The organism is Aurantivibrio infirmus (genome assembly GCF_054767315.1).
On sequence record NZ_BAAFSK010000001.1, the window covers coordinates 683,808 to 710,759 of the forward strand.

Consider the following 26,952-nt stretch of genomic DNA (forward strand, 5'->3'; position numbering starts at 1 on the left):
AAGTGCATGAGGATGTCTTTTAGGTTGCCGCAAAATCACCGCTAACAACGAATAGATACGATATAACTGTGATTGAAATTACTGGATACAAGATAATTCGACCGCTGGGAAAAGGAGGCATGGCCTCTGTTTATCTCGCGATCCAGGAAAGCTTTGAGCGTGAAGTCGCACTCAAAGTGATGAATCCCTCCTTAGCGGAAGACGTGAAGTTTACCGAGCGTTTCCTCCATGAAGCAAAAGTGGTTAGCCGGCTTGTTCATCCGAATATCGTTACTGTATACGATGTCGGCGTGCATGAAGATAAGCACTATCTGTCAATGGAATATATCCCAGGACGAGACCTCAAATACAAGCGCCGATTCTTAACGCCACAACAAAGCTTACAAGCCATAAAGGATGTCGCTCGAGCCTTGGATTTTGCGAGCAAAAAGGGCTACGTACATCGTGATGTAAAACCCGAAAATATCATGATGCACGAAGATGATGGTCGAGCTGTACTGATGGATTTTGGTATCGCCTGTTTGGCGGACTCGACCTCCGGCATGACCCAAACGGGAACGGCAATTGGGACTCCGCATTATATGAGTCCGGAACAAGCAAAAGGTCGCCCGGTCGATGCGCGTTCCGATATTTATAGTCTGGGTGTTGTACTTTTCTTGTTGCTAACTGGGCACGTTCCGTTTGATGCTGATTCAGCCGTCGCTGTCGGCATAAAGCATGTATCAGAAGATATTCCGCGGATGCCGAAAAATTTAATTTTGTTGCAGCCGATTATTGATAAGGTGCTAGCTAAGGATCCGGATGAGCGATATCAAGATGGTGCGGACTTAATTGCAGCGATTGAAAAAATTACCGATGAAGATATTGAAGCAATTCAGCGTATCGGTGCAAAACAATTTACCACCCGTGTTGATACTCACGATACCGAAGCGCCGACCATTGTTAGCCAAAGTGTACAGGCAATCAATAAATCCCAGGCGAATTCAGATTTTACGACAGTGTCTACTGAAGCATTAGATAAAAAGTCTTCTGGTCAGTCGCAGTCGGTTAGCGGTGAAGAGCACAGCGGAATGATTGTCGCAAACAAGGTGACATCGAAAAGAAATAGTGGTGTCCAAACAGCTCAGAAAAATAAAACCGTCTCTTCTCAAAATAAAAAGACTTCTTCGCAAGAAAAAAACTCTGGGAAAATGCGGGCTATATCTGACTCGCAAAACATGAGTACGGGTTATAGCCAGGTTGTTGTTAGCATTGATGAAGAAGATCGTTTAGATCACAGCCAGGAAAAAAAGGCTCGACGGATTTGGCCTTGGAGTTTGGCGGCAGCGGTGGTCGTTTCGGCAAGTGCTAGTGTTTATTTTAAAGACGTTTTGCCACCTGAAGCAGCGCGTGTTGTTGATCAGGCGATTGTCCTTACCCAAGACACAAAAACAAAGTTACTTGGTAAGTTTGAAGAACTTGGGGTAATCAAAGTTGATCGCGATGCATATAATTCAGATCCTAATGCTATAGCGAATTCTCCTAGCGAACAAAATAGTTTAGATAGCAATCTTCAACATAATTCAGACGCAAGTTCACCGGCAGAGAACGCCGATTCGCAAAACGTCGCAGCCGATACGGTGGAAACTAATCCCGTCAATCCGAATCAAGAATTGGCTATTCAAGATTCGAATGCGCTTGAAGAGCAAGACAGCAACTCGATTAATACTGAGAATGAATCGCCTTTAGGGCAAGCGAGAAGTTTACGCGAAACTTTGGAATCGGACTTATCGGTGGCCCCACGTCTCGCGCAAATGTATCGAGACATGTTAATTGATAACCCTGAAGACGAAAACGCTGCTTGGGGGCTCAAAGATTTAGAAGAGTTTTATTTGCGATCGATTCGCGGTGGATTGCGCGCGAGAGATTTGGAATTGACGCGATCATTTTTGGACTCGGCAATTGTAAGCTTACCAGAAGTTGGAGAGGATGAGCGTTACACACGCCTAGTTGGCCGTTACGATAATATTGTTGAAGCCCAAGTTTTTATAGAAAAAGGAAATCAGTATTTAGCTGAAAATGCATTAACGTCTCCTGAAGGTGCTAATGCACTTGAAGAGTATCGCGCTGCACAGGCGATTGATCAGAACAATCCATTGGCCGCCGAGGGTATCGCTAAAATTGCTGATCGGTATGCAAACCTTGCGCGGGAACAGATCGGCAAGAATGAATACCTTGATGCAAAGAATCTCGCCGATAAAGGCTTGAGTATTGACGCCTCTCACGTGGAATTGGCAAAACTTTTGAGCCAAGCCACAGAACAAATCGATCGTCGAAAAAACATTGAAAAAGCGTTTGAGCAAGCGGTGTTAAAAGTAGATGAAGGAAAATATATCTCTCCTCGTGGTGAGAGTGCTTACGACCTGTATCAAAAGATTCTAGAACTCGACAGTAAGAACGCGCGAGCAAACAAAGGCTTGCTGGATATAGAGCGCAAATTGGCGCAGAACGTTGAAGCTGAAATCAATGCGAGCAATTTTGCCGAGGCTCGTAATATATTGCTGCAATCTAGGGAAGTGTTCCCAACTAGTGATCGGTTTTTGGCTTTACAGGTTAGTTTAGATCGAGCAATCGAAGCGGACTTTATCGCGAGCCAACCAAAAATCCCACGTATATTAGTCACCAATAAGCAGCAAACGAATATTAATCTTGTGCAAGCTGAGTCATTGGCGGTTGATAGAACCATTTATATCGCGTTCAGCTATGCGAATTTTACGCCGGAGACTTCTGTCGTACAGGCAATATTGTATGACGGTACCCGCACCGTGCAAATCGCTCAGGTGCCGGTTGTGGTTAGCGGAACAGAAGGGACAAAGTATTTTCAAATTGATCGCCCTGTCGAAGGTTTTAGTGAGGGTATTTACAATATTGATTTGATGTTGAATCAGGATGCATTGGGAACACTACCTTTTCAGGTGGAACAACTTCGCACTACCAGTGCCGGTTCCTAGTTGTTGTGTAGTTGTAAGCTGATTGAGTATTTATCTGATCAGTAAAATGTTTTTAAAGGTGAATTTATGAATATAAAAATTGGATTTTTGGTCGCTATTGTAATTGCTATAACTGCTTGTCAATCTGCGCCGCAAACTCAAGACTTGATGAATGAAAATAAAGTCTTACAAGAACAGTTGGCGGAAACCAATATTAAAATAGGTCAGCTTGAAGCAGATAATCGTGTTAAACAACAGGACATTGAAGAGCTACAGCGAGTTTTGGGTGTGCTTGATGTGGAGAAAACGTCGCGGGTCCAGGAGTCCTCAGTGCTGCGAGGGCAGGTAAGAAAATTTGTTCAGGAGCAAATAGATTCCTTAAAAAACTTTTTGGTCTTGGGTGATCTTTTGGATTATGTTGGGGGCGAATTGGTAGAGCGTTCTCTAGTGGAAGAAAAATCAATTTTTCTTGTTGATCTAGCAAACCCGGTTCCACGCAATGGCACCTTAACGGGTGTTGGCGCTTTTATTACACAGCCTTCACCTTTCGTTGTGAAAATTTTGCGCCCCGCTGGAGATCAATTGGTCGTCATTTGGGAAAGCAAACCAATTAACGGGACTTCCGGATTAAATAAAGTTAACTTTCCTGTGACTGTTGGAATTGAGAAGGGCGATTATTTGGGTTATTACTTCCCAGATGTGGCTGGTGTAACTTTTGATGAAGGCACAAGTGATGTACGTTATTTGACGAGAGATGTATCATTAGGTGGCTCTATTCGCAAATCTTCTTTGTTGGGCGAGGCTAAGAAACGCGCTTATTCAATTGGCGCTTATGGTCTTCTTAATTAGCTGTAGATATTTTAAAAATTAAATTTATAAAAAGAAAAAAGCTTTGATCGGGTATGTTTCGTAGAGCTCGTTCAAAGCTTTTTCTGTATTAAATCATTCCAAAATTTCTGAGAATCGCAATCCCCGCACTTGCGGAAATTACCGAGCCCAAAGTCGAAAGAACCACAATATTTGCGGCTAAAATACCATTTCCTTTCATCGCTTGAACCATGATGTAGCTCGCCGTCGCTGTGGGCGCCGCTCCCATTAAAAATATCACGCCTAGTTCAACCGGATTAAAATCAAAGGGAATAGCTAATGCGACCATTACCACCGGCGCAATAATTAATTTCATGGTGACGGCAATGAATGAAATTAGCGATGATTGTTTTAATTCTCTTAGGCTAATGCTGCCGCCAATGCAAATTAACGCCAATGGTAAGGTCAAAGCGCTAATGTAATCTCCCGAGTCGGCTAGAATGGGGTGCAAAGAAAAATCCAGGTATACGAAAGCTAGCGCTGCGCAAATTGAAATAATGATCGGATTTTTTAATATATTGAGAAAGATGGTTGTACTGATATTGTGAGTTTGTGTGTTAAGGCTTTGGGTTAAAATAAGCACCGAAAGCACATTGTAGAGTACAGTTAATATCGCCATATATAGAGAAGCCGTCGCTAATCCTATATCACCAAAAGCATTAATGCTAAACGCCAGGCCAACGATGCCTAAGTTCCCTCGAAAGCTCCCTTGAACGACTACCCCGCGATCTCTTTTGTTTTTTACAAACAATAAAGAAACGACGTAGCAAAGCAGAAAAAAAAGTATTGTTCCAGCTGCGCCGACTAGTAACATTTTCAGGTTGATAAGATCATCGTGACGGGTTTTGATAATCGTCGTAAAGAGGAGCGTGGGTAAGCCGAAATTGAAAACGAGTTTCGAGGCAATATCGATAAAATTAGTATCTATTGATTGGTATTTTTTAAGCAAGATGCCGAGTAGCACAAGCAGAAATATTGGTGCAGTAATGCCAAGTGCGAAATTGAGTGTATCTAAAAAAGACGTGTGCATGTGGGTTCTAAGCGAGGTGTACGAGCGTGGATGATAATACACTCGCAAAGAGGGTGCCACTTTTCAGTTAAGAGCTTTGCGAAAAACCGACAGTATTTTCTACCAAGTGTTATTTGTCGTTATTAGGTAGCCAACCACCGGTAGATTGTAAAGGTTTACTATCGTCTTCATGTGTTACCCAAGCTGCAATTGCATAGCTTTGTTCGTTAAGCTTTGGTTCGAAGGTGTTGAAATTAGCACTGTATTTGCCTTGCTGAAACTGAGGGTCTGAAGTCAAGAGTTCAAGTACAACAAAGTTATGAGTAAAATTTCTACCTTTGTTTTCCCCCGATTTTATAGAGGATGCTAATTCAAATCCTAATAATGCAATGTAAACACGATCAATTTTTTGTTCTGATGTTGGGGTGAACTCGACATTGATGGTTTTTGCGGAGTAGCGAAGTTTCAAATTTCCAGTTTTGGAGTCTTCAGTATCGTTAGCCAGGTCATCGGTATTTATGTTGCGCCAATTTCTCCATTCTAAGCCATTCAAAAACATTCCGGGTGTGTAAACGCCTTGAGCCTGCCCAAGTGAATTGTATCTTCTTTGCCTTTGTGAAAACTCTGCGCGAGAAAATCTATCCTTCCATCCCAGATAGTCCCAATAATCAACATGAAAAGAGAGGGGGACAAATCGCGTCCAAAGCTTCTCATTGTCGATCAATTTGTTGAGCCAAAAGTCGGCGGGCGGACAGCTAGAGCAACCTTCAGAAGTATAGAGTTCGATTAATTTAACGCGATCTTCACCGCTAGCGAATACACTTTCTTCTTCCGCAAAACAGGAAGAGATGGCACCAACTACCGAGCATGAAATGACGAGAAAAAGTACGGCGGGTTGAAAAAACTCGCGCTGCATTTTTATGTTTGGAGAGTTGGTCTTTGTCATGTGTTTTTCTCTTACGATTTTTGGATCAGAGTTAGAGGCAGAGTTTTAGTTTCGTTCTTGGATCCTAAATTTAAATTTTATTACAGAGATAGTTTTCTTTTTATATATTTGCAATGGAAACATGTATTTCAATAACCTGTTAATACTTTTATCGAATAATAAGTAAGTGACATATTAGCAACAAACAATATAAAAGCTTTCGGTCTTATCAGTTTAAATTTATTTAATCGCGCTAGTAAGAAAATTTAGAGCGAAGGGTTTAAAGCGTAACTTTTTCAATTCTCGTCACGTAGTTATCTACTCAAAATAACCTTCAGAATAAAAACTTAAAGGAACTATACAATGCCAACATACAAAAAAATATCAGCAAAAAACACATTTAGGCTTGCCTTGGCGGCCTCCACTTTGTTGTTATCATCATTAACATTTGCCGATAGAGGTAGAGAATATGAAGTAACAATCACCAATATAACAAAGGGGCAAACGTTTACTCCGCAACTGGTGACAACACACAGCCCCAATGTGGAATTGTTTACTTTAGGGTCGCCAGTTAGCTTAGGTGTTGAGATTCTTGCTGAAGACGGTAACACAGCACCGCTAACCTCAGAATTGGAGGCGAAAGGCCGTAAGGTTTCTGACATCAAGACAATAGGTGGTTTGTTAGGGCCAGGAGAAACATCTTCTATCGTCGTAAAGGCGGGACGGTATCAAAATAAAGTGAGTGTCATGGCAATGTTGATTCCAACTAATGATACTTTTGTGGCGCTTGAAGGCGTGAATTTACCTTTTCGTGGATCGAAAACATACGTCGCAATTGCCTATGATGCAGGTACTGAATTGAATGACCAAAAATGTATCAATATGCCCGGGCCACGTTGTCAAGGTGAAGGATTTTCAGAAGGTCCTAACGTGGGCGACGAAGGTTTCGCCTATGTTAGTAACGGCTTTCATGATTTGGGAGCGGAGGATGAAGAAGGTAACGAAATTTTAGGCCCCCTAACATACGATTGGAGGAACCCAGTAGCCTTGGTGACTGTCACACGCTTGAAATAATTTTTATGTATCGCAGCAAGGTAGAGCAAGTTGTTGTATGCTCGCTTGCTGCGATGATAATACTGCTGGCGGGAATGACGGAAGATAAAAGGACTACAGTTCCTAAAACAAAATTAAATGATGAGATTTTATGGTCGCGCTGGATGCATGCAGCACAACAGGGCGACGATGAAAGCTATCACTTGCTCTTGGATTCGTTGGGGAATGCAATTACTGCATACTTGCGCACACGATTTGGTGCGCTAAGCTTCTTGGAAGATTGTGTGCAGGAATGTTTGTTAGCTATTCACCAAGGTCGCCACACCTATCAATCTCATCGACCTTTCCGACCTTGGCTTTTTGCCATTGTTCGTCATAAAACGATCGATTTGTTGAGGCGGCGCCATTACACAACACCGGTACAGCATGAGCATGTAGATATTGAAATACATGAGCCGGTCGCAACCGGCAGTGGTAGTCGTGCTGATGAACTTGTGCAAAGAGAAGATATTTTTAGTCAATTAAAACCGAGTTTTAGACAAGCCCTCATTATGACCAAAGTCTTGGGTTTGAGTGTACGAGAAGCCGCGAGCGAAACCGGTATTTCTGAAGCGGCTATGAAGGTAAGAGTTCATCGCGCAATAAATGCAGTGCAAAAAGATATGAAAGTCTCATAAAAAATGCATAGATTTATAGCAATTTAAAAATTTGTTTTTATTAACGCAGATGAATAGAAAATGATGAGTAAACAATGCGTGGCGTCTATGATAAACGTTGTTAGAGTTTAATTTAATGTCTGAATCTCGGCAAAAATTAATAGATCAGTTGGTGGCAGACAACCATTCGGGCACCAAACTTTTTAATGCTTCAAGGCTTTGGGTCTTCTGGAGTGTTATTGCGTGGGCCGTAGTCACCGCCCTCATGTTTGTATTGGCCCCATTCCGATCAAATGCTTTAGAGCAACTCAGCCAATCCCCTCACTTTGCTATTGAAACTTTGATGGGCGTTGCGGTGAGCTTATTACTCGGCGCGCTTGCTTTGCGCTTGGCTGTGCCGGGCTTGAAAAATCGTTTTTTATTGCTGATCACTTTTTCAGTTGCGGGGTTGTGGTTGCTAAGTTACATCTACGGTTTAAATTCCCCGGCTTTGGAGCCAAGTATGCACGGTAAGAGGGAGCACTGTACTACCGAAGTGTTGTTGTTGAGTTTGCCCTCGATTCTGCTTGGTTTCTATTTGGTGAGCAGAGGTTATGTTTCTCATTGGCTACAGGTGGGAATAGTGGTAGGTTTCGCCTCAGCGTTAATTCCTGCAGTGTTAATGCAGCTCGCTTGTATGTACGAACCTATGCATGTATTAAAACTTCATCTTGCGCCCACAGTATTGGTGGGTGTCGTAGCGGGCATCGTAGCAGCGCTTGTTAAGCAGATTAAAAAATAAAATTTATCAAAATGAAATGTAAGTCCTACTTTCTTCGTTAAATTCTTTTGCTTGGAATATTAACTCTAAAGATTCACCCTCGACTAAATTCTCAAAATTCTGGTTTAGCTCCAGGAGCTTCTGCCTAAGAGATAGCGCCATCGATTGATAAATATTCACTTTTTTAGTGATTCCCATCACGCTGAGTTCGCTGTTAATAAGTCCAGAAAATTCCTTGAGCGCGCATGATCCGCTGGCGAGTGCCTGCAACGCTCGCGCTGAGATTTCCGCTAGCCATGTTTACCAACCGAGAGTTTTAATGAATTCCTTGTCAGATAGCTGTTGAATCGAATAGCCTCGTTCAAGGTTGCCAAAAAACCTTCATTTAGTTGTAAAAAGTTTTCCATGACGAAGTGCGCTAAATCATGATGGGGAAGCGATAGCCCTAAATTGGCGACGGTGTAGCTTCCATCTGTACGAGTGCAAATCAGGGTGTTTCGGTTCTGTTCTTTGCGAATCCTAATGTTCATTTTGTTAAATGGTTACTGCTTTTTAATTCGATAAATCGAATTTTCTTTATCGGATAAAACATATAGATTGCCATTGTTTCCAGCAGCCAATCCCAAACTTACAGAGCTTGAACTATTGCCGAAGCGTCCTAGAGGGATATTGGTGACGATTATCTTTGAGTCTTTTGTGTCGCTTAGATTGATTAGTCTAAGTGCTTGGTTTCCGTTCTCAAGTACGGCTAATTCTCCGTCGCTGGTTAGCGCAATGCTATGGGGTTTGTCGAGATTGTCGGCGAACACTTCGATGCTGCCGTTTCGTAGGTTAAGCTGATAAATTTTATTATCATCAGACCTTGTGATGTAAACGACGTCTTTTTCACTCACCGCTATTCCTGCAATGTTATTGATAGAATGCTGAATTTCCGTTTGTTCATCGAAATTATTTTTATTCAATCGCGTTAGTTTGGATCCACGACTATGAAGGATGAGTAAATCCCCATTGGCCAGTTCCAGCAGGTTCTGGATGCCCCTGATGCCGCGCCAGGTGTTAACCACTTTGTTGGTGTTGCGATCCAGAGTTTGAATAGCACCATTACTGAGCGTGTAGAAATAATTTTCGCCCGCGGCGACAACCGAAGTGTAAGCGCTCGTGGCATCCTTATCATGAGCCCGGCTGATGTCGGTAATTACCCCAGTGTCACTATCAATTTTTCTTAAAGCAAAAATATCCGCTACAAAAATACTTTCGCTGGATTGTTTGCTTTGACCAAAATTGCCGACAACGCTGATCATGTTGGGACAGGATAGACCACCCTTAACGACAAGGTCAGTTTTTTTAGTCTTTGTGTCGATGACATGAATGCTATTGTCAGCCATGTTAGAAACATAAAGTCTATCCTTGGAGTCAATAGCCAAGTTGTCGAGGGAGGTTTTTAATTGGACGAAGACAGATTTCTCTCCAGTTTTATAGTCGACCAAAAAAATTTTCCCGGTTGCGGTATCCAGTACGTAGAGATTCCATTTGGAATCAAAATTTGCCGCAGCGGGGGTATGAAAACCATCGGCGATCACCGTCAGTTCGCCATCATCTGGATTGATTTTCACAATTTGTTTTTTAAACCATAGCGGTCCGTAGATCATTCCATCGGGGCCGATATCAAAACCGTTGAGGCCGCCCATATCCTTAAGAATATTGCGTGGAGGTTTTTCGCCCTTCGTGTCGATTTCCCATAAACCATCGCCACCAAATACTTGAGCAACGAATAGCTTTTCGTCGGCTTCCCGAAACGCAATGGAATTGACGCTGGCTAGATTGGTTGCGAGGTCGCGCACTTCGCCATTGGGGCTTTTTGCGCGGACTGCGTTTTGACTAATACTGGTCCAAACGACGGTACCGTCGGGCAAAAATTCCATGTCATCCGCCATTCCTTTGGGTGGCCCAGCGAAAACTGAGGCTTTTCCTGAGCTGAGGTCGACACTGTATAAGCGCTGACCGACCACGCTGCCTGCATAGAGTTTGTCTTCGCTATCGATGCCGAGTCCGTGAACGCCACAAAATTCCGATCCTGCAACGAGCGTATCAACGATGTAACCTTCGCTGGCAATGGGTTGTGCAAGGCTCAGGTCAAAGTAAAAAAGACCGAGGAAGCACGCACATGAAAGCTTTGAATTTTTTTTAGCGGCGGGTAGAAATTGTGGCAAGAGATTTTCTAGGGACATGGGCGACCTCTAATTATCTTTTATAGTGTGTGATTTATTCTTGTGATGGGGAACTGATACAACGTTGGTATTCACAATCGAAGTACGTTTGATCTAAAAGCCTTTGATGGCAGGGATACTAGCACGCTAAACGGGTATCGAAAAATACTCGCGTCCGTAGATGGTCGGAATAACATTTTGAAATGATTTATGGTGTTCAATGAAGACGGAAAGATTAGCGGCTTAAGGCGATCTTTTGAGAGATCAGGCTATCTTTGTAAGCGCTTAAAATGTTGGTCTCGAAATGGCGCCATTTTCTCATAATTTTTCTATGAGCAAAAAAGGTGAGGTAGTTAGCTATAGGGATAAAATCGGAATTTCCAATGTTGTCGACAATGACGAGCTTGCCGCTGGTAGCGCTACTCTTTTGAAATAATATATTTTTAGGCTTAATTGTCATCGTGACAATTCGATTATCCAGTAGATAGCTTTTAAGGGTCATGAAGGCCTCGCAGATAGCGCTTGCTTCCTGCTCGGATATATCATTTGAGCTGAGATAGCTTGCCAAGGTTTTTGATACTTCGCCGTTGTAGTCGCGAATTAAATCAAACACTCCAGCATTACCCTGATCTGTGGGGGTTTCACCGTAAAATTGAGGAAGCATAGTCCAGTCGATATTGCGTTTTTGAAGGTGTTGGTAGTAATCATACTCGCGCTTTGTTTCTTGATTGTTACCATTTACAACAACTTTAACGCAGAGGCGAGGCTGGTCTGGATGGACATAACAAACGCGGTGCAGGCCTTTGCCAACATAATGACTAGAATTTAATTGAAGCATGGTCTTGGGTAGAATTTCTTTCTGAATAATTTGGTAGCTGTATTTTTGGTGCTTAGGTAGTTTTGGAAGAAAATGTTAATCCCATTTATCTTTAGTTTTGGTTTCGCTTATTAACTCTTTCCGAGTGCCATCGATAATTGCTTGTTGAATCGCGGACACTTCGCCGTCGAGCATGGAAACTTTTTGCAATAACTCGATTGCAGATTCAGCTTGGTTTTGGGTAAAGCTCGCTTTGTTGGGCGTTAAAATATTTTTCACTTCGGCAACCATGTCGTTGACGTCTTGTAGCATAAAAGCGCTTGCGGCAAATAAATCCTGCGCATCTTGATTGGTGAGTTTAAATTCACTAATAAATAATTGGATGATTTCTTGTTTCTGTTCGCGACTCACTTCTCCTTCAGTTTTTACACTCGCTACTAATAAAACTGCAACCGCTTCCATTGGTTTTTGTATCTGATGTAAAGGGCGGGCACCGACTTTTTGTTGCCATTGTTTTCGGCGCCACCAAAAAAATGGGTTTATTGCATTTAGAAAGCCAACTAAGTTAAAGCCGGAGTTTTGTAATCTGACGATCGCCCAAATAAGCCCTGCAGCTGCGGTTATAAGTCCAATTATGATATGCATGAGAGATTCCTTTGCGCGCTTCCAATGACGGCTGAATGTGAGGCATTTTGCGAATATTTCCGCTGAATTGCAATACTGTTCCATTCAGGAATAGATTTGATTGTTCTAAAATTGAACTAAGCGCAAAAAATTGCGGAGCGATTTCTTACAGTATGTTCTTTAAAAAACTCTTTAGTCAAAATGCCGAGATAAAAACCCGTAAATTCTTTTTGCTATTAATTCCGAATCATCATTTGAAAGGATAATTTGTTGGTAGGCTTCGAGATCATTGCGGCGTGCTTGGTTTTGACGTGACTTTGCGTCTCGGCGTAATGGTTCTGTATCGAGTGTTTGAATATCTAATACTGGAAGGCTTGGATTGTTGAGCGCAAGGAGCAAATTATATTCTTTGAGTGGTGTCGTATTGTAAGCATCGACCATGATTATCGCTTGAATAGAACCATTTAAAGCACCGGTTTCTTGCACATAGGCGGCCGCTCTCGTTGCGCCAATGCCCTGTCCGTAAATGACGACTTTGTTTATTTGCTGTTGCTGGAGGTACTCAATTGCGGCGATTATTCTATCGCTAGCAATACTCTCGATTTCACTCGGTTCGCGTGTTGTTATGTCGCCAGGGCCGGTGGGAACAAACGTGCCGTCGCCAATACTGTTGGTTTGATCGTTAAAGACTTCCTTGCTTTCGTTTTCCCCGGGTGTGGGTTGAATTTCTGTGCCGATGTTAGTCGCGGCCGCAGCCAAAGCTTCCGCTGTCGGTGGAGCAGGGGGTTTGGGGGTCTCGGGATCGGGCAGGGTGATAGAGAGCGTGGACCAGCCTTTTTCAGGTAAATATTCCCGCAGAGTTGAAAGTGGGCCCTGCCAGTTAGGGTGTTGACCGGCGTCATGTATTAACAGCACCACTCCTTTTGGCTGACCTTGAAGTGCAGGTTCGTGCAGTGCTAAAAATTGCTCGTCGGCATTTTTTATCCAGACGACTACGCCAGGTTTGAAGAAGTTAGACAATAACTTGGCATGTTTCTTTTCTTTCTCTAGAGCCGTAGCCACTGGGCTCTTGTCGGCATTATCTGATTCTGGGCTTGTCGTCTGGGCAAAAACACTGGGTACGAAAAGCAAGACAGCCACGGTAGCGAGCGCCAGTAGCGGCTTATAGAGGGTGTCCCGTTTTTCTTGCATACCTTTAATCATGCTTTGAGTATAGACGGCAATTTTCAAGTCGAGATCCAAAACTTGAATCGGAGCGCTTAGTGATGAAAGAAAGTAGCGAAAGTTTTCTCCGCCGAGCCTAATTCAGTACAATGGCGTTTTTTTTCGGGTGGTGAGACAAATGTCGGATTTTAAAATTGCACCTTCTATATTGGCGGCGGATTTTGCGCGTCTAGGCGAGGAGTCGAAAGCGGTCTTAGAGGCTGGTGCGGATATGATTCATTTCGACGTGATGGATAACCATTACGTACCCAATTTAACGATTGGTCCTGTCGTTTGTAAGGCGTTGAGAAATTACGGCATCACCGCAGAGATTGATGTTCATCTAATGGTAGAACCGGTAGACAACCTGATTGCCGAATTTGCTAAGGCTGGCGCTTCATATATTACTTTCCATCCTGATGCTTCCAAGCATGTCGATCGCTCCCTGCAGCTGATTCGCGAAGCAGGCTGCAAGGCAGGTTTGGTACTCAATCCTGCTATGGGTCTGGAGTCAATTAAGCATGTTCTACCCAGCTTGGATATGCTGCTTCTCATGTCAGTTAACCCCGGGTTTGGTGGCCAATCGTTTATCCCCTATACCTTAGACAAGCTCCGTGAGGCTCGACAGTTGATCGATGCGATCGATAAGCCGATACGTTTGGAAATAGATGGTGGGGTCAAAATCGACAATATCCGCGAGATTGCTGCGGCAGGGGCAGACACCTTCGTTGCTGGAACCGCGATCTTTGGTCAGAAGGATTACGCGAGCGTGATCAAAGAGATGCGTTCAGAGTTAGATCAGGCTTAACGGATCAAGCGGGGAATTGGGCTAGTCAAAGCGGTAAAGCTTGGTTAAAATAGCCGCCCACTCGAATTGGCTCTGTATTTCAGCTAAAGAAATAAGCGTTCAGACAACGAGTGAAGCAAGTGTTTAATAACGACTGTGATGAAAATGAAATTTTCAACAATAACCACAAGTGTAGACCTTCCTCCGATTATCCGCTGGCGTTGGCGACGCTAGTACTGTTCGGGACGCCGCCGTGGCTCCCATCTTTGTACGCATCAACTTTGCCCTTAACAATAGGCAGCGAATCTCGATGCGAAAACTCTCGATATAAAACTCTCTTTTTTAAGAGAAGCCGTTCAATACCTAATTGCATTCCTGTGATTGCAAGGCTATTGAGTGATGAGGAAGTAAAATGAATGCCAAACAATTTAAACAGTTAACAGAGCAAGGATTTAATCGTATCCCCGTGGTGCGAGAAGTACTTGCCGATCTTGAAACCCCCCTTTCTAGTTATCTCAAGCTCGCTCGCGGCCCATACTCCTATTTATTCGAATCCGTTCAGGGTGGTGAAAAATGGGGTCGATATTCAATGATCGGATTGCCAGCGAAAACAATTATCAAAGTCTTCGGTGAAGAAATTCAGGTGTTGAAGAATGGCGATCTTATCGAATCTCACACAATGAGCGATCCCTTAGCTTTTGTTGAAGAGTTTCAATCAAGATTTCGCGTTCCGGAATTAGCAAATTTACCAATGTTTAATGGCGGTTTGGTTGGATATTTTGGTTACGATTGTGTTCGTTACGTCGAAGAAAAATTAAAACATTCGCAACCAGAAGATGTGATCGGCAACCCAGATATTTTGTTGATGGTATCGGACGAGGTTTTGGTTTTTGATAATCTGGCGGGCAAGTTAAGCATCGTCGTGCATGCTGATCCGGCGAACGACAACGCTTTAGAGAACGCAGAAGCGCGTCTGGATGAATTAGAAAGCAAGTTGCAAAGTGCTGAACCAAAAACGCAGGCGATGAAGTTAGAGCCGGATGGAAATTCGGAGCAGAAATTTCGTTCTCATTATGGACAAGAGCGGTATTTTGCGGCGGTAGAAAAAATTAAAGAGTACGCCTTGGCGGGAGACATCATGCAAGTGGTGCCATCACAGCGTTTGTCTTTGCCCTTTCATGCGGATCCACTCAATCTTTATCGCGCCTTACGTTGTTTAAATCCTTCACCTTATATGTATTTCTTAGATTTAGATGATCACCATGTGGTGGGCTCCAGTCCGGAAATTCTAGCGCGTTTAGAAAACGGCGAAGTAACCGTGCGACCGATTGCCGGAACTCGCCGACGCGGCCATACACAGGAAGAAGATTTGGCAATGGAAAAAGAGTTGGTTGAAGATCCCAAAGAAATCGCTGAACATTTAATGCTGATTGATTTGGGCCGCAACGATGTGGGGCGGATCGCAGAAACCGGCAGCGTTACCTTGACGGAAAAAATGGTAGTAGAGCGTTTTTCTCACGTCATGCACATCACCTCAAATGTAACAGGAAAATTAAAACCAGATTTAGGTGCAATGGACATACTGCGTGCTGCTTTACCGGCGGGTACTTTATCTGGCGCGCCCAAAATTCGGGCGATGGAAATAATTGATGAATTGGAATCAGAAAAACGTGGCATCTATGGTGGTGCCGTTGGCTATCTCTCTTGGAACGGCAATATGGATACTGCCATTGCAATACGAACGGCGGTGGTAAAAGACGAAGTCTTATATCTACAAGCCGGTGGCGGTGTGGTTGCAGATTCTATTCCTGAATTGGAATGGAAAGAAACCATGAACAAAGCCCGCGCGATTTTTCGCGCCGTCGATATGGTCCAATAGGCATTCAGGAGATTTAGCATGTTATTAATGATCGATAATTACGACTCTTTTACTTACAACGTCGTGCAGTATTTAAGTGAACTAGAAGCTGATGTAAAAGTGATTCGCAACGATGAATTAAGTATTGAAGAAATTGTTGCATTGAAACCTGAGCGAATTGTTGTTTCCCCCGGCCCCTGTACGCCCGATAAAGCGGGCGTATCAATTGCTGCAATAGAAACTTTCGCGGGAAAGATTCCGCTGTTAGGGATTTGTTTAGGACATCAAAGCATTGGCCAAGCCTTTGGCGGGAAAATTATTCGCGCACGTGCTGTTATGCACGGTAAAACGTCGATGATTTATCACAGCAATACGGGGGTTTTCGAGGGGCTTAATAATCCGTTTGAGGCGACTCGCTATCATTCTTTGGTTATTGATAAAGAAACCCTGCCCGATTGCTTGGAAATTACCGCCTGGACGCAAAACGAAGCAGGTGAAGTTGACGAGATCATGGGGGTGCGACATAAAGAACTGGCAATTGAAGGGGTGCAGTTCCATCCCGAATCGATATTGACAGAGCACGGTCATGACTTATTGAGAAATTTCTTAAACATGTCTAATTAACGAGGGCTAGCATTATGGCTCAAGTTAAAGTGTACGGAATTAAAGAATCACTCAATAAACATCGCGGAAAATTGTCGCAGGTTATTCATGACTGTATTGTGGAGGCTTTGCAATTTCCGAAGGACAAACGCGCCCATCGTTTATTTGCGATGGATAAAGACGACATGCTGTATCCCGCAGACAGAAGTGACGCTTATACGATAATTGAAATTACGATGATGACAGGGCGTAATGAATCAACACGTAAAAAGTTGATTCGTTTGCTCTTTGATCGTATCGAAGAGCAAGTCGGTATTAAGCAGCAAGATATTGAAATCTGCATTTATGAGAGTGTGCCCTGTAATTGGGGTTTTCGCGGCTTTCATGGAGATGAAGTTAAATTAAATTATTCGATCACCATCTAGGAATTTTTTCTTTGATGTTTGATAAAACTATAATAATTGGATTACCTTATGAATATTCAAACTGCCATTACGCAGCTCGTTGAGTCTCAGAATTTAAGTACCAATGATATGGCAATCGTCATGCGTCAGATTATGACGGGTGACGCTACGCCGGCACAGATCGCCGGTTTTTTAGTTGCCTTGAGAATTAAAGGTGAGACAGTTGAAGAAATCGTTGGTGCTGTTCAAGTGATGCGAGAGCTTTCAACCAAAGTTGAAATAAAATCTAAGCACCTTGTGGATACCTGCGGCACAGGGGGTGATGGTTCACACTTGTTTAATGTGTCGACCGCCTCGGCATTTGTTGCAGCGGCAGCCGGTGCCCATGTTGCAAAGCATGGCAATCGTTCGGTTACAAGTTCTACCGGTAGTGCAGATTTACTTGAGTGTGCGGGAGTTAATTTAGCGATCTCTCCCGAGCAAGTTGCAAAATGTGTCGAAGAAATTGGCGTTGGCTTTATGTTTGCGGTTTCTCATCATAGTGCGATGAAGCATGCAATTGGTCCTCGAAAAGAATTAGCACTACGGACAATATTTAATGTACTTGGGCCAATGACAAATCCCGCGGGCGTGAAGCGACAGGTAATAGGTGTATTCGACAAAGCCTTATGTAAAACACTGGCAGAAGTGTTACAAATACTTGGCAGTGAACATGTTTTGGTGGTGCATTCTAACGACGGCCTTGACGAATTTTCGCTTGCCGGACCGACCAACGTTGCTGAACTCAATAATGGTGTAATAAAAGAGTATTCAGTGAGTCCAGAAGATCTTGGCATACATAGTCAAGATTTAGAGGGTTTATCGGTGGCTAATGCTGAGGAGTCACTTAAACTGATAAAAGGGGCTTTGGGTAAACGCAACACTTCGCAATTTCAAAAAGCGGCAGATCTTATTGCACTAAATGCCGGTGCGGCGATCTATGTGAGTGGTTTAGTGGATGATTTACAAAAAGGCGTCGCGATGGCAGAAGATGCAATCGGCAGCGGTTTAGCGCTGGGTAAACTCAACGAGTTAGTCGAACTGACCGCTTGTTTCAAAGAATAATTGATTAGGGAAAACAACGTGAGCAAATCTGCGACGGTATTAGATAAAATTATTAATCGTAAACACGAAGAAGTTTCGGAGCGTAAGGCAAATAAATCCATCGCTGAGTTATACGCGCTAATTGCGGAGCAAGCTGAACCAAGAGGATTTGTTCGAGGCATTGAAAAAAAGCTAGCAAATGGGCATGCGGCGGTAATCGCTGAGATAAAAAAGGCATCGCCGAGTAAAGGGGTTATACGAGAAGACTTTTTTCCTGCCGAAATAGCAAAAAGCTATGAAAAAGGCAATGCAGCCTGCTTGTCAGTATTGACAGACGTAGACTTTTTTCAAGGTTCAGATAGTTTTCTAAAAGAAGTGAAAGCTGCGAGTAAGCTGCCCGTATTACGAAAAGATTTTATGATTGATGAATACCAAATCATTGAATCGAGAGCGATTGGTGCGGACTGTATTTTGTTAATTGTTGCTGCTTTGGAGTTTGAACAAATGCAGCGCCTAAATGATCTCGCTCATGAGTTGGGCATGGACGTGCTAATTGAAGTTCACAATAGCGTCGAACTAGAGCTAGCGCTAAAAGTCTCTAATAAATTGATTGGCGTTAATAACCGTAACTTAAAGACCTTTGATACCAGCCTAGAAACAACCTTTGGTTTGTTGGGAAAGATTCCTGAAGATAAAATTGTTGTCACTGAAAGCGGTATTCGCACTATCGATGATGTGGCGGCAATGCGCGGCCATAACGTCCACTCTTTCTTGGTAGGTGAAGAGCTAATGCGTGCTGATGACCCAGGCATGCGTCTAATGGAAATGTTTAGTTAGCAAACTTCAGGATTAAAGTTATGCTAATAATAATTTTTGTGGTTTGTCTGATCCAGTTCGTCTTTTACATTTGAGCGATTAAATCACGCGAGGATTTATATGAAAAATCTAGCTTATTTCTCAGCAGTTTTTTTAGCTGCGTTATTGGTCGGTTGTGAACAAGATTCCGGGTCGGTGGGTGAGCATGAAGCGGAACTTGATGCATCTTCGAATACTCCGGTGCCCACTGTTGAAGAGGCTGTGGCATTTTTGGCTGACGCAGAAACGAGATTGGCGCAAGCTGGAGAAGAGCTATCTCACGCTGCTTGGCTTGCCAACACTAATATTAGCTACGATAGTCAAATCGTTGAATCCATTGCTAGTCAGCGATTTACCGACCTATCGATAGAGTTGGCAAGCCAAGCGGCGAAGTTTAATGACTTAGATCTTGATGCGTTGGACCGCAGAAAGTTAGAAGCGCTAAAACAAGTATTGGTTTTCCCTGCCCCACAAGACTCTGAGAAATCAAAAGAGCTGGCTGAAATCGGTTCTAAAATGAATGCTATGTATGGTGCGGGAGAATATTGTCGGCAAAACGGCGAGCAAGAAGAGTGTTTGTCGGGCGACAAACTCGAAAATATTATGAGCACCAGTCGTGACCCAGAAGAACTAAAAGATGTTTGGGTAGGTTGGCGAAAAATTTCTCGCCCAATGAAGCCCTTGTATGAGCGTCAAGTTGAAATCGGAAATGAAGGCGCGCAAGAACTCGGTTACGAAAATCTCAGTGTGTTTTGGCGATCTAAATACGATATGGGCGCGGATGAATTTGCTTTAGATGCCGATAACCAATGGCTAAAAGTTAAACCTTTTTATGACGCATTACATTGCCATGTTCGTGCCGAACTCAATGAGCATTATGGCGATGAAGTTGTTCCGGACTCCGGTCCAATTCCCGCGCATTTACTTGGCAATCAATGGGCACAACAATGGGGTAACATTTACGATCTAGTTAAGCCAGAAAATACAGATTTGGGTTTTGATCTCGATGCCTTGGTCAGAGAAAATATTACTGACGAAGTAGAAATGGTAAAAATCGCTGAGGCATTTTTTACTTCACTCGGTTTTGATCCTTTGCCAGAAACTTTTTTTGAGCGATCAATGTTTGTCGAGCCCGTCGACCACAAAGCAGTTTGCCATGCCAGCGCGTGGAATATGGATGGCAAAGACGATTTGCGAATTAAAATGTGCATCGACAAAACCGCGGAAGATTTTGAAACTATTCACCATGAACTAGGCCACAATTTTTATCAGCGTGCCTATAAAGACCAGTCTGTATTATTTCAAGGTAGCGCGAACGACGGTTTTCACGAAGCCACTGGCGATACGATTTCCTTATCAGTTACACCCAAATATTTAGTTGATATTGGTTGGTTGGATAAGCAGCCCGATGCAAGCGGAGACTTGGGTTATTTAATGAAAATGGCCTTAGATAAAATTGCTTTTTTACCTTGGGGTTTGATGGTCGATAAATGGCGCTGGCAGGTATTTAACGGCGAAGTGACACCGGCGGAATACAATCAAGCGTGGTGGAACTTGCGCGAAGAGTATCAAGGTGTTGCCGCTCCAGTATCACGTAGCGAAGCCGATTTCGACCCCGGTGCTAAATATCACATCCCTGGGAATACGCCTTATATGCGTTACTTCCTCGCTTTTATTCAGCAATTTCAATTTCATCGAGCACTTTGCGACACGGCGGGACATGAGGGCCCCTTACATCGCTGTTCTATCTATGGGAATAAAGAAGCTGGGGCGAAGTTAAATGCAATGTTAGAGATGGGATCCAGTCAACCTTGGCAAGAAGCGATGCAAGCCATAACGGGTCAACGGGAGTTAGATGCCTCTGCGATTATTGATTATTTTGCGCCTTTAAAAATCTGGTTAGACGAGCAAAATAAAGATCGGCAGTGTGGTTGGTAAGCCCTGACAAATTTAAACCTTAGTGAGCAAGGCGTGAGCTCTATCGGGCTGTGAAATAACGGGGACGATCGGCTAAAGATCTTGATCAGCATAGTTCCAGCATGAAATAGAACGTTGCTATAATATGGAAAATTTTGACCTCGTGATTTGTGATAGCTAATGACTTTATTGATTGGGAAGGCTTGGGGCTGAGGATGAACTCCATTACAACTACGGGCACAGATCCGGATGTACCCGATTGGGCGAATATTGAATTGCCTGATTCATGGGCGGACCAGTTGCAATTGTGGCGCCCCAATCACTTTTTTCAGCTTATTCGCAGTCTTTTAGGCTCCAAGCGCTCTCCCGTTAGTGTCCCTCCGCAGCTCACAGATAAGTACCAGCTACCTAAATATCTTTTACAAGAATTCCATGGTTTGCCGAATGGCAATTACTCCAAGCGAATTACTCGCGGTTACATCACGGGTTTCGATCGTTCCATGTTGGGTGCCATGGCGCCAGCGCGAAAGCGAATAGCGGATAGTTTAAAGCACTGTGTCTCGGTACTGGATGTTGGCTGTGCAGGGGGGCCAACGGCCAAGGCAGTTTATCAGGAGGGGGTCAAGGATGTGTGGGGCTTAGACGCGTCGCCTTATCTATTACAGCATGCCGCTAAAGATCACCCTATGATTCGTTTTACCCAGGGATTAGTCGAAGACACGGGATTCCAAGATGAGCGATTTGAAGGCATTTCAGCTTGTTTTGTGCTGCATGAAATTCCCCCCCGATACATCCGCATGGCGCTTGATGAGTTTAAACGCATCTTGAAGCCGGGTGGCTTGGTGGCGGTTTGTGAGCCCTCTCCGACCCAGCGCTATCAGGGTGCTTGGCAGATGCGTAAAAAGTATGGTTTGCAGGCTTTGTATTTTTGTATTGTTGCGCGTTTTATCCACGAACCTTTTCTCGATTCTTGGCACAAGGTCGCTAATAATGAATTGTTTAATCAGCACGGCTTTGAAGTTGTAGAAGACGATGTTGGTATGCCAATGCGGCACTTATTGTTGAGGAAAGTAGCTAGTTGAGGAGCTCAGACCTTGAAACTTGCGGGGTTCTGAAGCTTAGAACTTTGCAGTAAAAATTTCGCAGTAAAGATTTTTTGGGGGGCTTAAGAGCGACATCATACTGCTCTTTAAGATATTGCCTGATAATTCTCGGTGAAATTTTCAATCAACGCTAACGCGTCCCAAATACCACCATTGTTTTGCCCTTTACAGATACAAGTCCTTGATCTTCAAGGGTTTTTAAGACTCGCCCAACCATTTCCCGAGAGCAGCCCACTATCCTTCCGATCTCTTGACGAGTAATTTTGATCTGCATGCCATCTGGGTGAGTCATCGCATCGGGTTCTTTACAAAGATCGAGCAAGGTTCTTGCTACTCGTCCTGTCACATCCAAAAACGCCAAATCGCCCACTTTCCGGGTCGTGTTGCGTAAGCGGTGGGCCATTTGCGTGCCCAAGGCAAATAAGAATTCAGGGTGTTCTTCGGTGAGTTCTTCGAATTTGTTGTAGCTGATTTCCGCCACTTCGCACTCAGTCTTGGCGCGAATCCAAGCACTACGTGGGTCTTCATCTCCGAATAAACCCATCTCACCAAAGAAATCGCCATCGTTGAGGTAGGCGACAATCATTTCTCGACCTTCGTCATCCTCAATTAATACGGTGACGGAGCCTTTAATGATGTAGTAAAGGGAATCGCTTTTATCGCCCGCGTATATGAGCGTGCTTTTTGCTGGATAACGCCTTCTATGGCAATGGGCCAAAAAATCTTCGACGTTTCGAATATGTGGTGTGAGTGATACAGCGACCAAAGTGCAGTTCCTCAAGTAAATTTCAACGGGCTGTGACAATGTCGATAACGGTGAAATGTATCGGCGCTGCTCTTACGTACTTTTTACTATTGCCCTTTAAAATTATTAGTTATTTGTCGATTTAAGTGCGGCATTATGTCCGGTATTGGGTAGGGAATCCAGTCTGTCCACAATAAAAACAAGAACTTACTGGAGTATTCTGATGCCACTTACACCGCTTAGGTTTCTTGTTTTCTGCCAAGCCGGGTATGTTATTCTAGCCAATTTGAAAAATCTGTCGAAATAAACCATACAAATTGGGGCGATAAAAAGGCGAAATGCCAATGTTGTCACAAAAATCAACAAATTAGTTATTGGGAAGCGAGATGCAAGCAACAGTTAAGTGGGTCGATGGGGCGATGTTCATTGGCGAGTCCGGTAGTGGACATAGCGTGGTGATGGATGGCCCTGAAGACCACGGTGGCCGAAATATGGGTGTTCGCCCTATGGAAATGTTTCTTTTAGGCTTGGGCGGATGCGCAACTTTCGACGTAATGAGCATATTGCAAAAATCGCGTCAGAAAGTGCGTGACTGTAAGGTGGAAATCCAAGCGACCCGCGCCGATGCCATTCCCGCTGTCTACACAAAAATTGAAATGCTCTTTATTGTTGAAGGTTCAGCCCTGAAAGAGGCTCAGGTTAAGCGTGCTGTGGAATTGTCGGCAACCAAATATTGTTCCGCGTCGATTATGCTAGAAGCCGCCGGCGTTGAATTGAGTCATGACTATAAAATTGTTGAATCAGAATAAGAATTTAATTTCTGTTGGGAAGCAGCTAATAGCTAAAAATGAAAATTTTGCTTATCTCGCGCTATGACAATTTTTTTTAAAAGGCCAAAGGGTTCTTTGAGTTAGGAGAGATTTTTACGCTAGCCAGGAAGGCGCGGAGAACCGGAGTTTACGAAGAGTAAATGAGAATACGAGCACGGCGCTAGCGTGAAAACACACTCTTTTATTCAGAGGCCTTAAACTTTATAGCTGATCGTCGTCATCACTTTTGAAACTAAAGTCATCGCAGATTTAATGGGTTTCGGAAACTCAATTCCCCCGGCAGCTAGTGCTGAGTGACCATGCTTGCGTTCGTCTTCTAGCATTTGCGTCACAATAGTCCTACTTTTTAGGTCTTTTTCGGGAAGGCTTTGCAGGTGGCCCTCCAAATGTTCGCAAACTTGTTCTTCGGTCGCTGCGACAAATCCTAAACTGACTTTGTCACTAATCAATCCAGCCATGGCGCCGAGGACAAAAGAAGAGCTGTACCAGAAAGGATTTAAGACGCTGGGGCTACTATTTAATTCAGTTAAACGATTTTCGCACCAAGCCAAATGATCAATTTCTTCTTCCGCCGCTAATTTCATTTCTTCTCGCACATCAGGTAGTGAAGCAGTGAGAGCCTGTCCTTGGTAAAGCGCTTGTGCACAGACTTCGCCGGTGTGGTTGACGCGCATTAAACCAGCAGAGTGATTTGTTTCACAATCATCAAGTGGTTGAGAGCTTTCAATAGGAGTGGGGGTAGGGCGAGAGTTGTTTCTCGTTTGAGGCGCAATGGTTTTTAAGGCGTGATCGACTTCGAGTATCACACGATCTAGAAAAGATTTATGCCGCAGAGCGTTATTGTCAGATGCTTCATTCATGGTACGGAGGAGTTTACTTGAATTCTGATCGCTTAACCATTTGAAAAGCGGGAAATAGTATCAAGGTGGAGCGGTATATAAGCTTTTCGTGGGATATGGAATCTTTTTAGCGCCTGAAAGTAACTCTTACATGTGCCTTTCTTTGTTGGGTTGCGATTTAAAAACTTATCACTAGTTCTTGGCACGCTCAGATGCCTTGGTTACTATTGCTCCTTCAATATAAAAAACATATCGACAGTAATAATCCACGTATTATCAGAGCTTGATTCTCTAAATAGATGCGAATAACAGTTCGCAATTTAAAATCCGAATACCAAGACGCAAAAAGGGTCGCAATGGACACCTCTCGATATCAAAGCCTAATTCACGGAATAAGTAGCATCGATACCGGTCTCGGCAGGCCTGGTCTAGCGGCGTGTTATTTGATGGAGCATCAAGGCCGACTCGCAGTCATTGAAACCGGAACGACTCATACTGTACCTGCGATTCTTGATCTTATTCAAACCCATGGTTATGAGCGCGAAGCCGTAGACTTCATTATTGTTACCCATGTCCATTTAGATCATGCCGGGGGTGCGGGCGCATTGATACAAGCATTGCCCAATGCAAAACTTGTTGTTCATCCTCGCGGTGCGCGCCACATGATTGAGCCGTCGAAACTACAAGCAGGAGCTATCGCAGTTTATGGTAACGAATATTTTCAAGAGAATTACGGAGAATTAATACCGGTTCCTGAAGAGCGTGTAATTATTGCAGATAATCAATTTACATTGAGTTTAGGTGATCGCCAATTAAAGTTTTTTGATACTCCCGGCCACGCTTTCCACCACTTTTGTGTTTTCGATAGCTTAAGTAAAGGTGTTTTTTCTGGCGATACAATGGGGGTTGTGTATAAAGAGCTATGCGAAAATGGGAAAAATTTTATTCTCCCAACCACAACTCCTGTGCAGTTTGAACCCAATGCTTTGAAAGCATCAGTCGACTTGCTAATGGGTTTATATCCGGAATATTTTTTCTTGACCCATTACGGAATGGTTGAAGCATCGCAAGCGCATGCGCAGCAATTTAAAGAGCATATTGATGCTTACGTGGATATTGCTTTGCAGTGTCAAAGTCTTCCTGATCGTCAAATGGAAATTCAACATGCTTTAACAAATTACACTCTCACACAATTGATGGAGTTTGGAAGTTCTTTATCCGCTCAGCGACAGAGAGAATTGCTGGAAGGAGATTTGCGTCTAAATGCACAAGGACTCGACGTGTGGCTCACTTATCTCGAAAACCAAGAATCAAAATAATCAACAATAAAATGTGAAGCAATGAAAGATACATATGATTTAGGTTTGATGCTGGATTCACGTGTCCCACTTATCGTAATCGAAACCTACGATGAAAAACGAGCGACCGACACCATAATAAAAGTTGCCAAAAAGCGAAAACGAAATATATTTCGTTGGTCTGTTACCGATGGTTTAATACGCTTAAACTTTGGACCGCAAGTCGCCTCCGTCGCTGAGCACACGGATCCGAAGGCTATTCTCGAACATATAAAGGCATCTCTAACGCCCGCCATTTTCGTGCTTTGCGATTTTCACCCCTACCTGAATGATGAGCCACTCCATGTTCGCCTGTTAAAAGATATTGCTCAGCATCACTCACATATACCCAACACTTTGGTTTTTTTGAGTCATCAATTAAAAGTACCTGCTGAACTATCTCGCTATAGTGCGGTGGTTAAAATGTCATTGCCTAGCGATGAAGAAATTATGGCTATCGTGAGAGAAGAGGCGAAACATTGGTCGGAGACTCATGCAAATAAGCGCGTAAAAACTGATGCCGAAACGATCGATAAGCTGGTCGCAAACCTTCGTGGCATGAGTCATGCCGAAGTACATCGTTTAGCGCGAGGAGCCATTGTTGATGATGGCGCGATTTCTGAAGAAGATATTCCCGAGATAAATAAAGCGAAATTTGACTTGATGGAAATGGATGGCGTATTAAGTTTTGAATACGATACCGATAAATTTTCTAACGTTGGTGGCCTAACACGATTAAAAGCGTGGCTAGAAGAACGTCGAGAACCGTTTTTAAAAGACGGTGATGTGAGCGTTGATGTTCCGAAAGGAATTATGTTGATGGGAATACAAGGGTCAGGGAAAAGCCTTGCCGCGAAATGCATTGCTGGCGTTTGGGGTTTGCCCTTGCTACGAATGGATTTTGGTGCCTTGTACAATAAATTTTTTGGCGAAACAGAGCGCAACTTACGCGAAGCTTTAAAGCTCGCCGAAGTGATGTCGCCCTGTGTATTGTGGTTAGATGAAATTGAAAAAGGTATTTCTCAAGATCAGAATGATACCGGCACTTCGCAACGAGTATTAGGCACTCTATTAACGTGGATGATGGAACGTAAAGTGAAGGTGTTTATGGTAGCGACCAGTAATGACATTACACGCTTGCCCCCTGAGCTGGTTAGAAAAGGTCGTTTAGACGAAATATTTTTTGTTGATTTACCCAGTCTTGATGTGCGTAGAGAAATCTTTTCTATTCATTTGGCTAAACGTGACTACTCGATGGATGCAGATGCGTTAACTGTTCTAGCAGAAGCATCGGACGGTTTTTCTGGGGCAGAGATTGAGCAAGCGGTTGTTGCAGCAATTTATACTTCAGCCGCCCAGGGGCAGGATTTAAGCTGTTCTTTAGTCTTGGAAGAAATTAGAAATACTTCGCCGCTTTCGGTTGTGATGGCGGAAAAAATCGCGGGATTACGACAATGGGCCGATGGTAGAACAGTCAGTGCAAATTAAAATTTAAAGAATT

The 26,952-nt window shown here is 43.5% G+C and carries 24 protein-coding genes; 16 read left to right on the forward strand and 8 right to left on the reverse strand.

The window, feature by feature from the left end; translation table 11 throughout:
• Window positions 1-68 precede the first annotated feature (68 nt).
• Entirely contained in the window at window positions 69-2,990 is a 2,922-nt protein-coding gene (locus tag ACYUCY_RS03245; RefSeq protein ID WP_460225008.1) for a protein kinase domain-containing protein, read from the forward strand.
• 66 nt (window positions 2,991-3,056) lie between these two features.
• Window positions 3,057-3,818, forward strand: a complete 762-nt coding sequence (locus ACYUCY_RS03250; protein WP_460225009.1) for a hypothetical protein — start codon at window positions 3,057-3,059, stop codon at window positions 3,816-3,818.
• An 88-nt stretch (window positions 3,819-3,906) separates the two neighbouring features.
• On the opposite strand, the gene ACYUCY_RS03255 is transcribed toward ACYUCY_RS03250, so the two are convergent.
• Both ACYUCY_RS03255 and ACYUCY_RS03260 read right to left on the reverse strand, forming a co-directional pair.
• Window positions 3,907-4,866 carry an AEC family transporter gene (locus ACYUCY_RS03255; RefSeq protein ID WP_460225010.1) on the reverse strand — a complete coding sequence of 320 codons (960 nt, stop codon included), beginning with the start codon at window positions 4,864-4,866 and terminating at the stop codon, window positions 3,907-3,909.
• A 109-nt stretch (window positions 4,867-4,975) separates the two neighbouring features.
• The gene (locus ACYUCY_RS03260; RefSeq protein ID WP_460225011.1) at window positions 4,976-5,791 is read right to left on the reverse strand and encodes a DUF1223 domain-containing protein; all 816 of its coding nucleotides are present in this window, start codon (window positions 5,789-5,791) and stop codon (window positions 4,976-4,978) included.
• A gap of 342 nt (window positions 5,792-6,133) precedes the next feature.
• On the opposite strand from ACYUCY_RS03260, the gene ACYUCY_RS03265 reads away from it, so the two are divergent.
• From ACYUCY_RS03265 to ACYUCY_RS03275, 3 genes are all read left to right on the forward strand, one after another.
• Window positions 6,134-6,844, forward strand: coding sequence for a spondin domain-containing protein (locus ACYUCY_RS03265; protein ID WP_460225012.1), 711 nt, complete (start codon window positions 6,134-6,136; stop codon window positions 6,842-6,844).
• A 5-nt stretch (window positions 6,845-6,849) separates the two neighbouring features.
• Entirely contained in the window at window positions 6,850-7,500 is a 651-nt protein-coding gene (locus ACYUCY_RS03270; RefSeq protein ID WP_460225013.1) for a sigma-70 family RNA polymerase sigma factor, read from the forward strand.
• A gap of 115 nt (window positions 7,501-7,615) precedes the next feature.
• The gene (locus ACYUCY_RS03275) at window positions 7,616-8,260 is read left to right on the forward strand and encodes an NrsF family protein (RefSeq protein WP_460225014.1); all 645 of its coding nucleotides are present in this window, start codon (window positions 7,616-7,618) and stop codon (window positions 8,258-8,260) included.
• 521 nt (window positions 8,261-8,781) lie between these two features.
• On the opposite strand, the gene ACYUCY_RS03280 is transcribed toward ACYUCY_RS03275, so the two are convergent.
• The 4 genes from ACYUCY_RS03280 to ACYUCY_RS03295 all read right to left on the reverse strand — a co-directional run bounded on the left by ACYUCY_RS03280 (window position 8,782) and on the right by ACYUCY_RS03295 (window position 13,117).
• The gene (locus ACYUCY_RS03280; RefSeq protein WP_460225015.1) at window positions 8,782-10,467 is read right to left on the reverse strand and encodes an SMP-30/gluconolactonase/LRE family protein; all 1,686 of its coding nucleotides are present in this window, start codon (window positions 10,465-10,467) and stop codon (window positions 8,782-8,784) included.
• A gap of 214 nt (window positions 10,468-10,681) precedes the next feature.
• The gene (locus tag ACYUCY_RS03285; RefSeq protein ID WP_460225016.1) at window positions 10,682-11,284 is read right to left on the reverse strand and encodes a YrbL family protein; all 603 of its coding nucleotides are present in this window, start codon (window positions 11,282-11,284) and stop codon (window positions 10,682-10,684) included.
• Between the two features lie 75 nt (window positions 11,285-11,359).
• The gene (locus tag ACYUCY_RS03290; protein ID WP_460225017.1) at window positions 11,360-11,908 is read right to left on the reverse strand and encodes a TerB family tellurite resistance protein; all 549 of its coding nucleotides are present in this window, start codon (window positions 11,906-11,908) and stop codon (window positions 11,360-11,362) included.
• 171 nt (window positions 11,909-12,079) lie between these two features.
• A complete protein-coding gene (locus ACYUCY_RS03295; protein ID WP_460225018.1) occupies window positions 12,080-13,117 on the reverse strand; it encodes a DUF3530 family protein in 1,038 nt (345 codons plus the stop codon).
• A 112-nt stretch (window positions 13,118-13,229) separates the two neighbouring features.
• Here ACYUCY_RS03295 and rpe point away from each other — a divergent pair, with 112 nt between their 5' ends.
• The 8 genes from rpe (at window position 13,230) to ACYUCY_RS03335 (ending at window position 21,679) form a co-directional block, all read left to right on the forward strand.
• Window positions 13,230-13,898 carry a ribulose-phosphate 3-epimerase gene (gene rpe, locus ACYUCY_RS03300; RefSeq protein ID WP_460225019.1) on the forward strand — a complete coding sequence of 223 codons (669 nt, stop codon included), beginning with the start codon at window positions 13,230-13,232 and terminating at the stop codon, window positions 13,896-13,898.
• Between the two features lie 391 nt (window positions 13,899-14,289).
• A complete protein-coding gene (gene trpE / locus ACYUCY_RS03305) occupies window positions 14,290-15,756 on the forward strand; it encodes an anthranilate synthase component I (protein WP_460225020.1) in 1,467 nt (488 codons plus the stop codon).
• Window positions 15,757-15,774: 18 nt separating this feature from the next.
• Window positions 15,775-16,359 carry an anthranilate synthase component II gene (locus ACYUCY_RS03310; protein ID WP_460225021.1) on the forward strand — a complete coding sequence of 195 codons (585 nt, stop codon included), beginning with the start codon at window positions 15,775-15,777 and terminating at the stop codon, window positions 16,357-16,359.
• Window positions 16,360-16,373: 14 nt separating this feature from the next.
• The gene (locus ACYUCY_RS03315; protein ID WP_460225022.1) at window positions 16,374-16,763 is read left to right on the forward strand and encodes a tautomerase family protein; all 390 of its coding nucleotides are present in this window, start codon (window positions 16,374-16,376) and stop codon (window positions 16,761-16,763) included.
• A gap of 48 nt (window positions 16,764-16,811) precedes the next feature.
• Window positions 16,812-17,846 (forward strand): anthranilate phosphoribosyltransferase, encoded by a 1,035-nt coding sequence (gene trpD, locus ACYUCY_RS03320; protein WP_460225023.1) that lies wholly within the window; start codon window positions 16,812-16,814, stop codon window positions 17,844-17,846.
• An 18-nt stretch (window positions 17,847-17,864) separates the two neighbouring features.
• Window positions 17,865-18,662, forward strand: coding sequence for an indole-3-glycerol phosphate synthase TrpC (trpC, locus tag ACYUCY_RS03325; protein ID WP_460225024.1), 798 nt, complete (start codon window positions 17,865-17,867; stop codon window positions 18,660-18,662).
• A 99-nt stretch (window positions 18,663-18,761) separates the two neighbouring features.
• Entirely contained in the window at window positions 18,762-20,618 is a 1,857-nt protein-coding gene (locus tag ACYUCY_RS03330; protein WP_460225025.1) for a M2 family metallopeptidase, read from the forward strand.
• A 194-nt stretch (window positions 20,619-20,812) separates the two neighbouring features.
• Window positions 20,813-21,679, forward strand: coding sequence for a class I SAM-dependent methyltransferase (locus tag ACYUCY_RS03335; RefSeq protein ID WP_460225026.1), 867 nt, complete (start codon window positions 20,813-20,815; stop codon window positions 21,677-21,679).
• Between the two features lie 151 nt (window positions 21,680-21,830).
• On the opposite strand, the gene crp is transcribed toward ACYUCY_RS03335, so the two are convergent.
• Complete coding sequence (gene crp, locus ACYUCY_RS03340) at window positions 21,831-22,466, reverse strand: cAMP-activated global transcriptional regulator CRP (protein ID WP_460225027.1); 636 nt, start codon at window positions 22,464-22,466, stop codon at window positions 21,831-21,833.
• A gap of 365 nt (window positions 22,467-22,831) precedes the next feature.
• Between crp and ACYUCY_RS03345 the strand changes: the two genes are divergently transcribed.
• Entirely contained in the window at window positions 22,832-23,254 is a 423-nt protein-coding gene (locus tag ACYUCY_RS03345) for an OsmC family protein (RefSeq protein WP_460225028.1), read from the forward strand.
• Window positions 23,255-23,469: 215 nt separating this feature from the next.
• Here ACYUCY_RS03345 and coq7 read toward each other — a convergent pair whose 3' ends face one another.
• Window positions 23,470-24,135 carry a 2-polyprenyl-3-methyl-6-methoxy-1,4-benzoquinone monooxygenase gene (gene coq7, locus ACYUCY_RS03350; RefSeq protein WP_460225029.1) on the reverse strand — a complete coding sequence of 222 codons (666 nt, stop codon included), beginning with the start codon at window positions 24,133-24,135 and terminating at the stop codon, window positions 23,470-23,472.
• Between the two features lie 335 nt (window positions 24,136-24,470).
• On the opposite strand from coq7, the gene ACYUCY_RS03355 reads away from it, so the two are divergent.
• Together ACYUCY_RS03355 and ACYUCY_RS03360 are read left to right on the forward strand one after the other, a co-directional pair.
• Window positions 24,471-25,433 carry an MBL fold metallo-hydrolase gene (locus ACYUCY_RS03355; protein ID WP_460225030.1) on the forward strand — a complete coding sequence of 321 codons (963 nt, stop codon included), beginning with the start codon at window positions 24,471-24,473 and terminating at the stop codon, window positions 25,431-25,433.
• Between the two features lie 21 nt (window positions 25,434-25,454).
• Window positions 25,455-26,939: an AAA family ATPase gene (locus tag ACYUCY_RS03360; RefSeq protein ID WP_460225031.1), complete on the forward strand. Its 1,485-nt coding sequence runs from the start codon at window positions 25,455-25,457 to the stop codon at window positions 26,937-26,939.
• Window positions 26,940-26,952 lie beyond the last annotated feature (13 nt).

What these genes read in the sequence shown, in the direction of transcription:
- ACYUCY_RS03280 (WP_460225015.1), bottom strand. Translation starts at nt 10,467, where the DNA reads ATGTCCCTAGAAAATCTCTTGCCACAATTTCTACCCGCCGCTAAAAAA.
- ACYUCY_RS03360 (WP_460225031.1), top strand. Translation starts at nt 25,455, where the DNA reads ATGAAAGATACATATGATTTAGGTTTGATGCTGGATTCACGTGTCCCA.
- ACYUCY_RS03270 (WP_460225013.1), top strand. Translation starts at nt 6,850, where the DNA reads ATGTATCGCAGCAAGGTAGAGCAAGTTGTTGTATGCTCGCTTGCTGCG.
- ACYUCY_RS03330 (WP_460225025.1), top strand. Translation starts at nt 18,762, where the DNA reads ATGAAAAATCTAGCTTATTTCTCAGCAGTTTTTTTAGCTGCGTTATTG.
- ACYUCY_RS03260 (WP_460225011.1), bottom strand. Translation starts at nt 5,791, where the DNA reads ATGACAAAGACCAACTCTCCAAACATAAAAATGCAGCGCGAGTTTTTT.
- ACYUCY_RS03345 (WP_460225028.1), top strand. Translation starts at nt 22,832, where the DNA reads ATGCAAGCAACAGTTAAGTGGGTCGATGGGGCGATGTTCATTGGCGAG.
- rpe (WP_460225019.1), top strand. Translation starts at nt 13,230, where the DNA reads ATGTCGGATTTTAAAATTGCACCTTCTATATTGGCGGCGGATTTTGCG.
- ACYUCY_RS03315 (WP_460225022.1), top strand. Translation starts at nt 16,374, where the DNA reads ATGGCTCAAGTTAAAGTGTACGGAATTAAAGAATCACTCAATAAACAT.
- ACYUCY_RS03355 (WP_460225030.1), top strand. Translation starts at nt 24,471, where the DNA reads ATGGACACCTCTCGATATCAAAGCCTAATTCACGGAATAAGTAGCATC.
- ACYUCY_RS03265 (WP_460225012.1), top strand. Translation starts at nt 6,134, where the DNA reads ATGCCAACATACAAAAAAATATCAGCAAAAAACACATTTAGGCTTGCC.
- trpD (WP_460225023.1), top strand. Translation starts at nt 16,812, where the DNA reads ATGAATATTCAAACTGCCATTACGCAGCTCGTTGAGTCTCAGAATTTA.
- ACYUCY_RS03250 (WP_460225009.1), top strand. Translation starts at nt 3,057, where the DNA reads ATGAATATAAAAATTGGATTTTTGGTCGCTATTGTAATTGCTATAACT.
- trpE (WP_460225020.1), top strand. Translation starts at nt 14,290, where the DNA reads ATGAATGCCAAACAATTTAAACAGTTAACAGAGCAAGGATTTAATCGT.
- ACYUCY_RS03290 (WP_460225017.1), bottom strand. Translation starts at nt 11,908, where the DNA reads ATGCATATCATAATTGGACTTATAACCGCAGCTGCAGGGCTTATTTGG.
- ACYUCY_RS03285 (WP_460225016.1), bottom strand. Translation starts at nt 11,284, where the DNA reads ATGCTTCAATTAAATTCTAGTCATTATGTTGGCAAAGGCCTGCACCGC.
- ACYUCY_RS03310 (WP_460225021.1), top strand. Translation starts at nt 15,775, where the DNA reads ATGTTATTAATGATCGATAATTACGACTCTTTTACTTACAACGTCGTG.
- ACYUCY_RS03275 (WP_460225014.1), top strand. Translation starts at nt 7,616, where the DNA reads ATGTCTGAATCTCGGCAAAAATTAATAGATCAGTTGGTGGCAGACAAC.
- coq7 (WP_460225029.1), bottom strand. Translation starts at nt 24,135, where the DNA reads ATGAATGAAGCATCTGACAATAACGCTCTGCGGCATAAATCTTTTCTA.
- ACYUCY_RS03335 (WP_460225026.1), top strand. Translation starts at nt 20,813, where the DNA reads ATGAACTCCATTACAACTACGGGCACAGATCCGGATGTACCCGATTGG.
- ACYUCY_RS03255 (WP_460225010.1), bottom strand. Translation starts at nt 4,866, where the DNA reads ATGCACACGTCTTTTTTAGATACACTCAATTTCGCACTTGGCATTACT.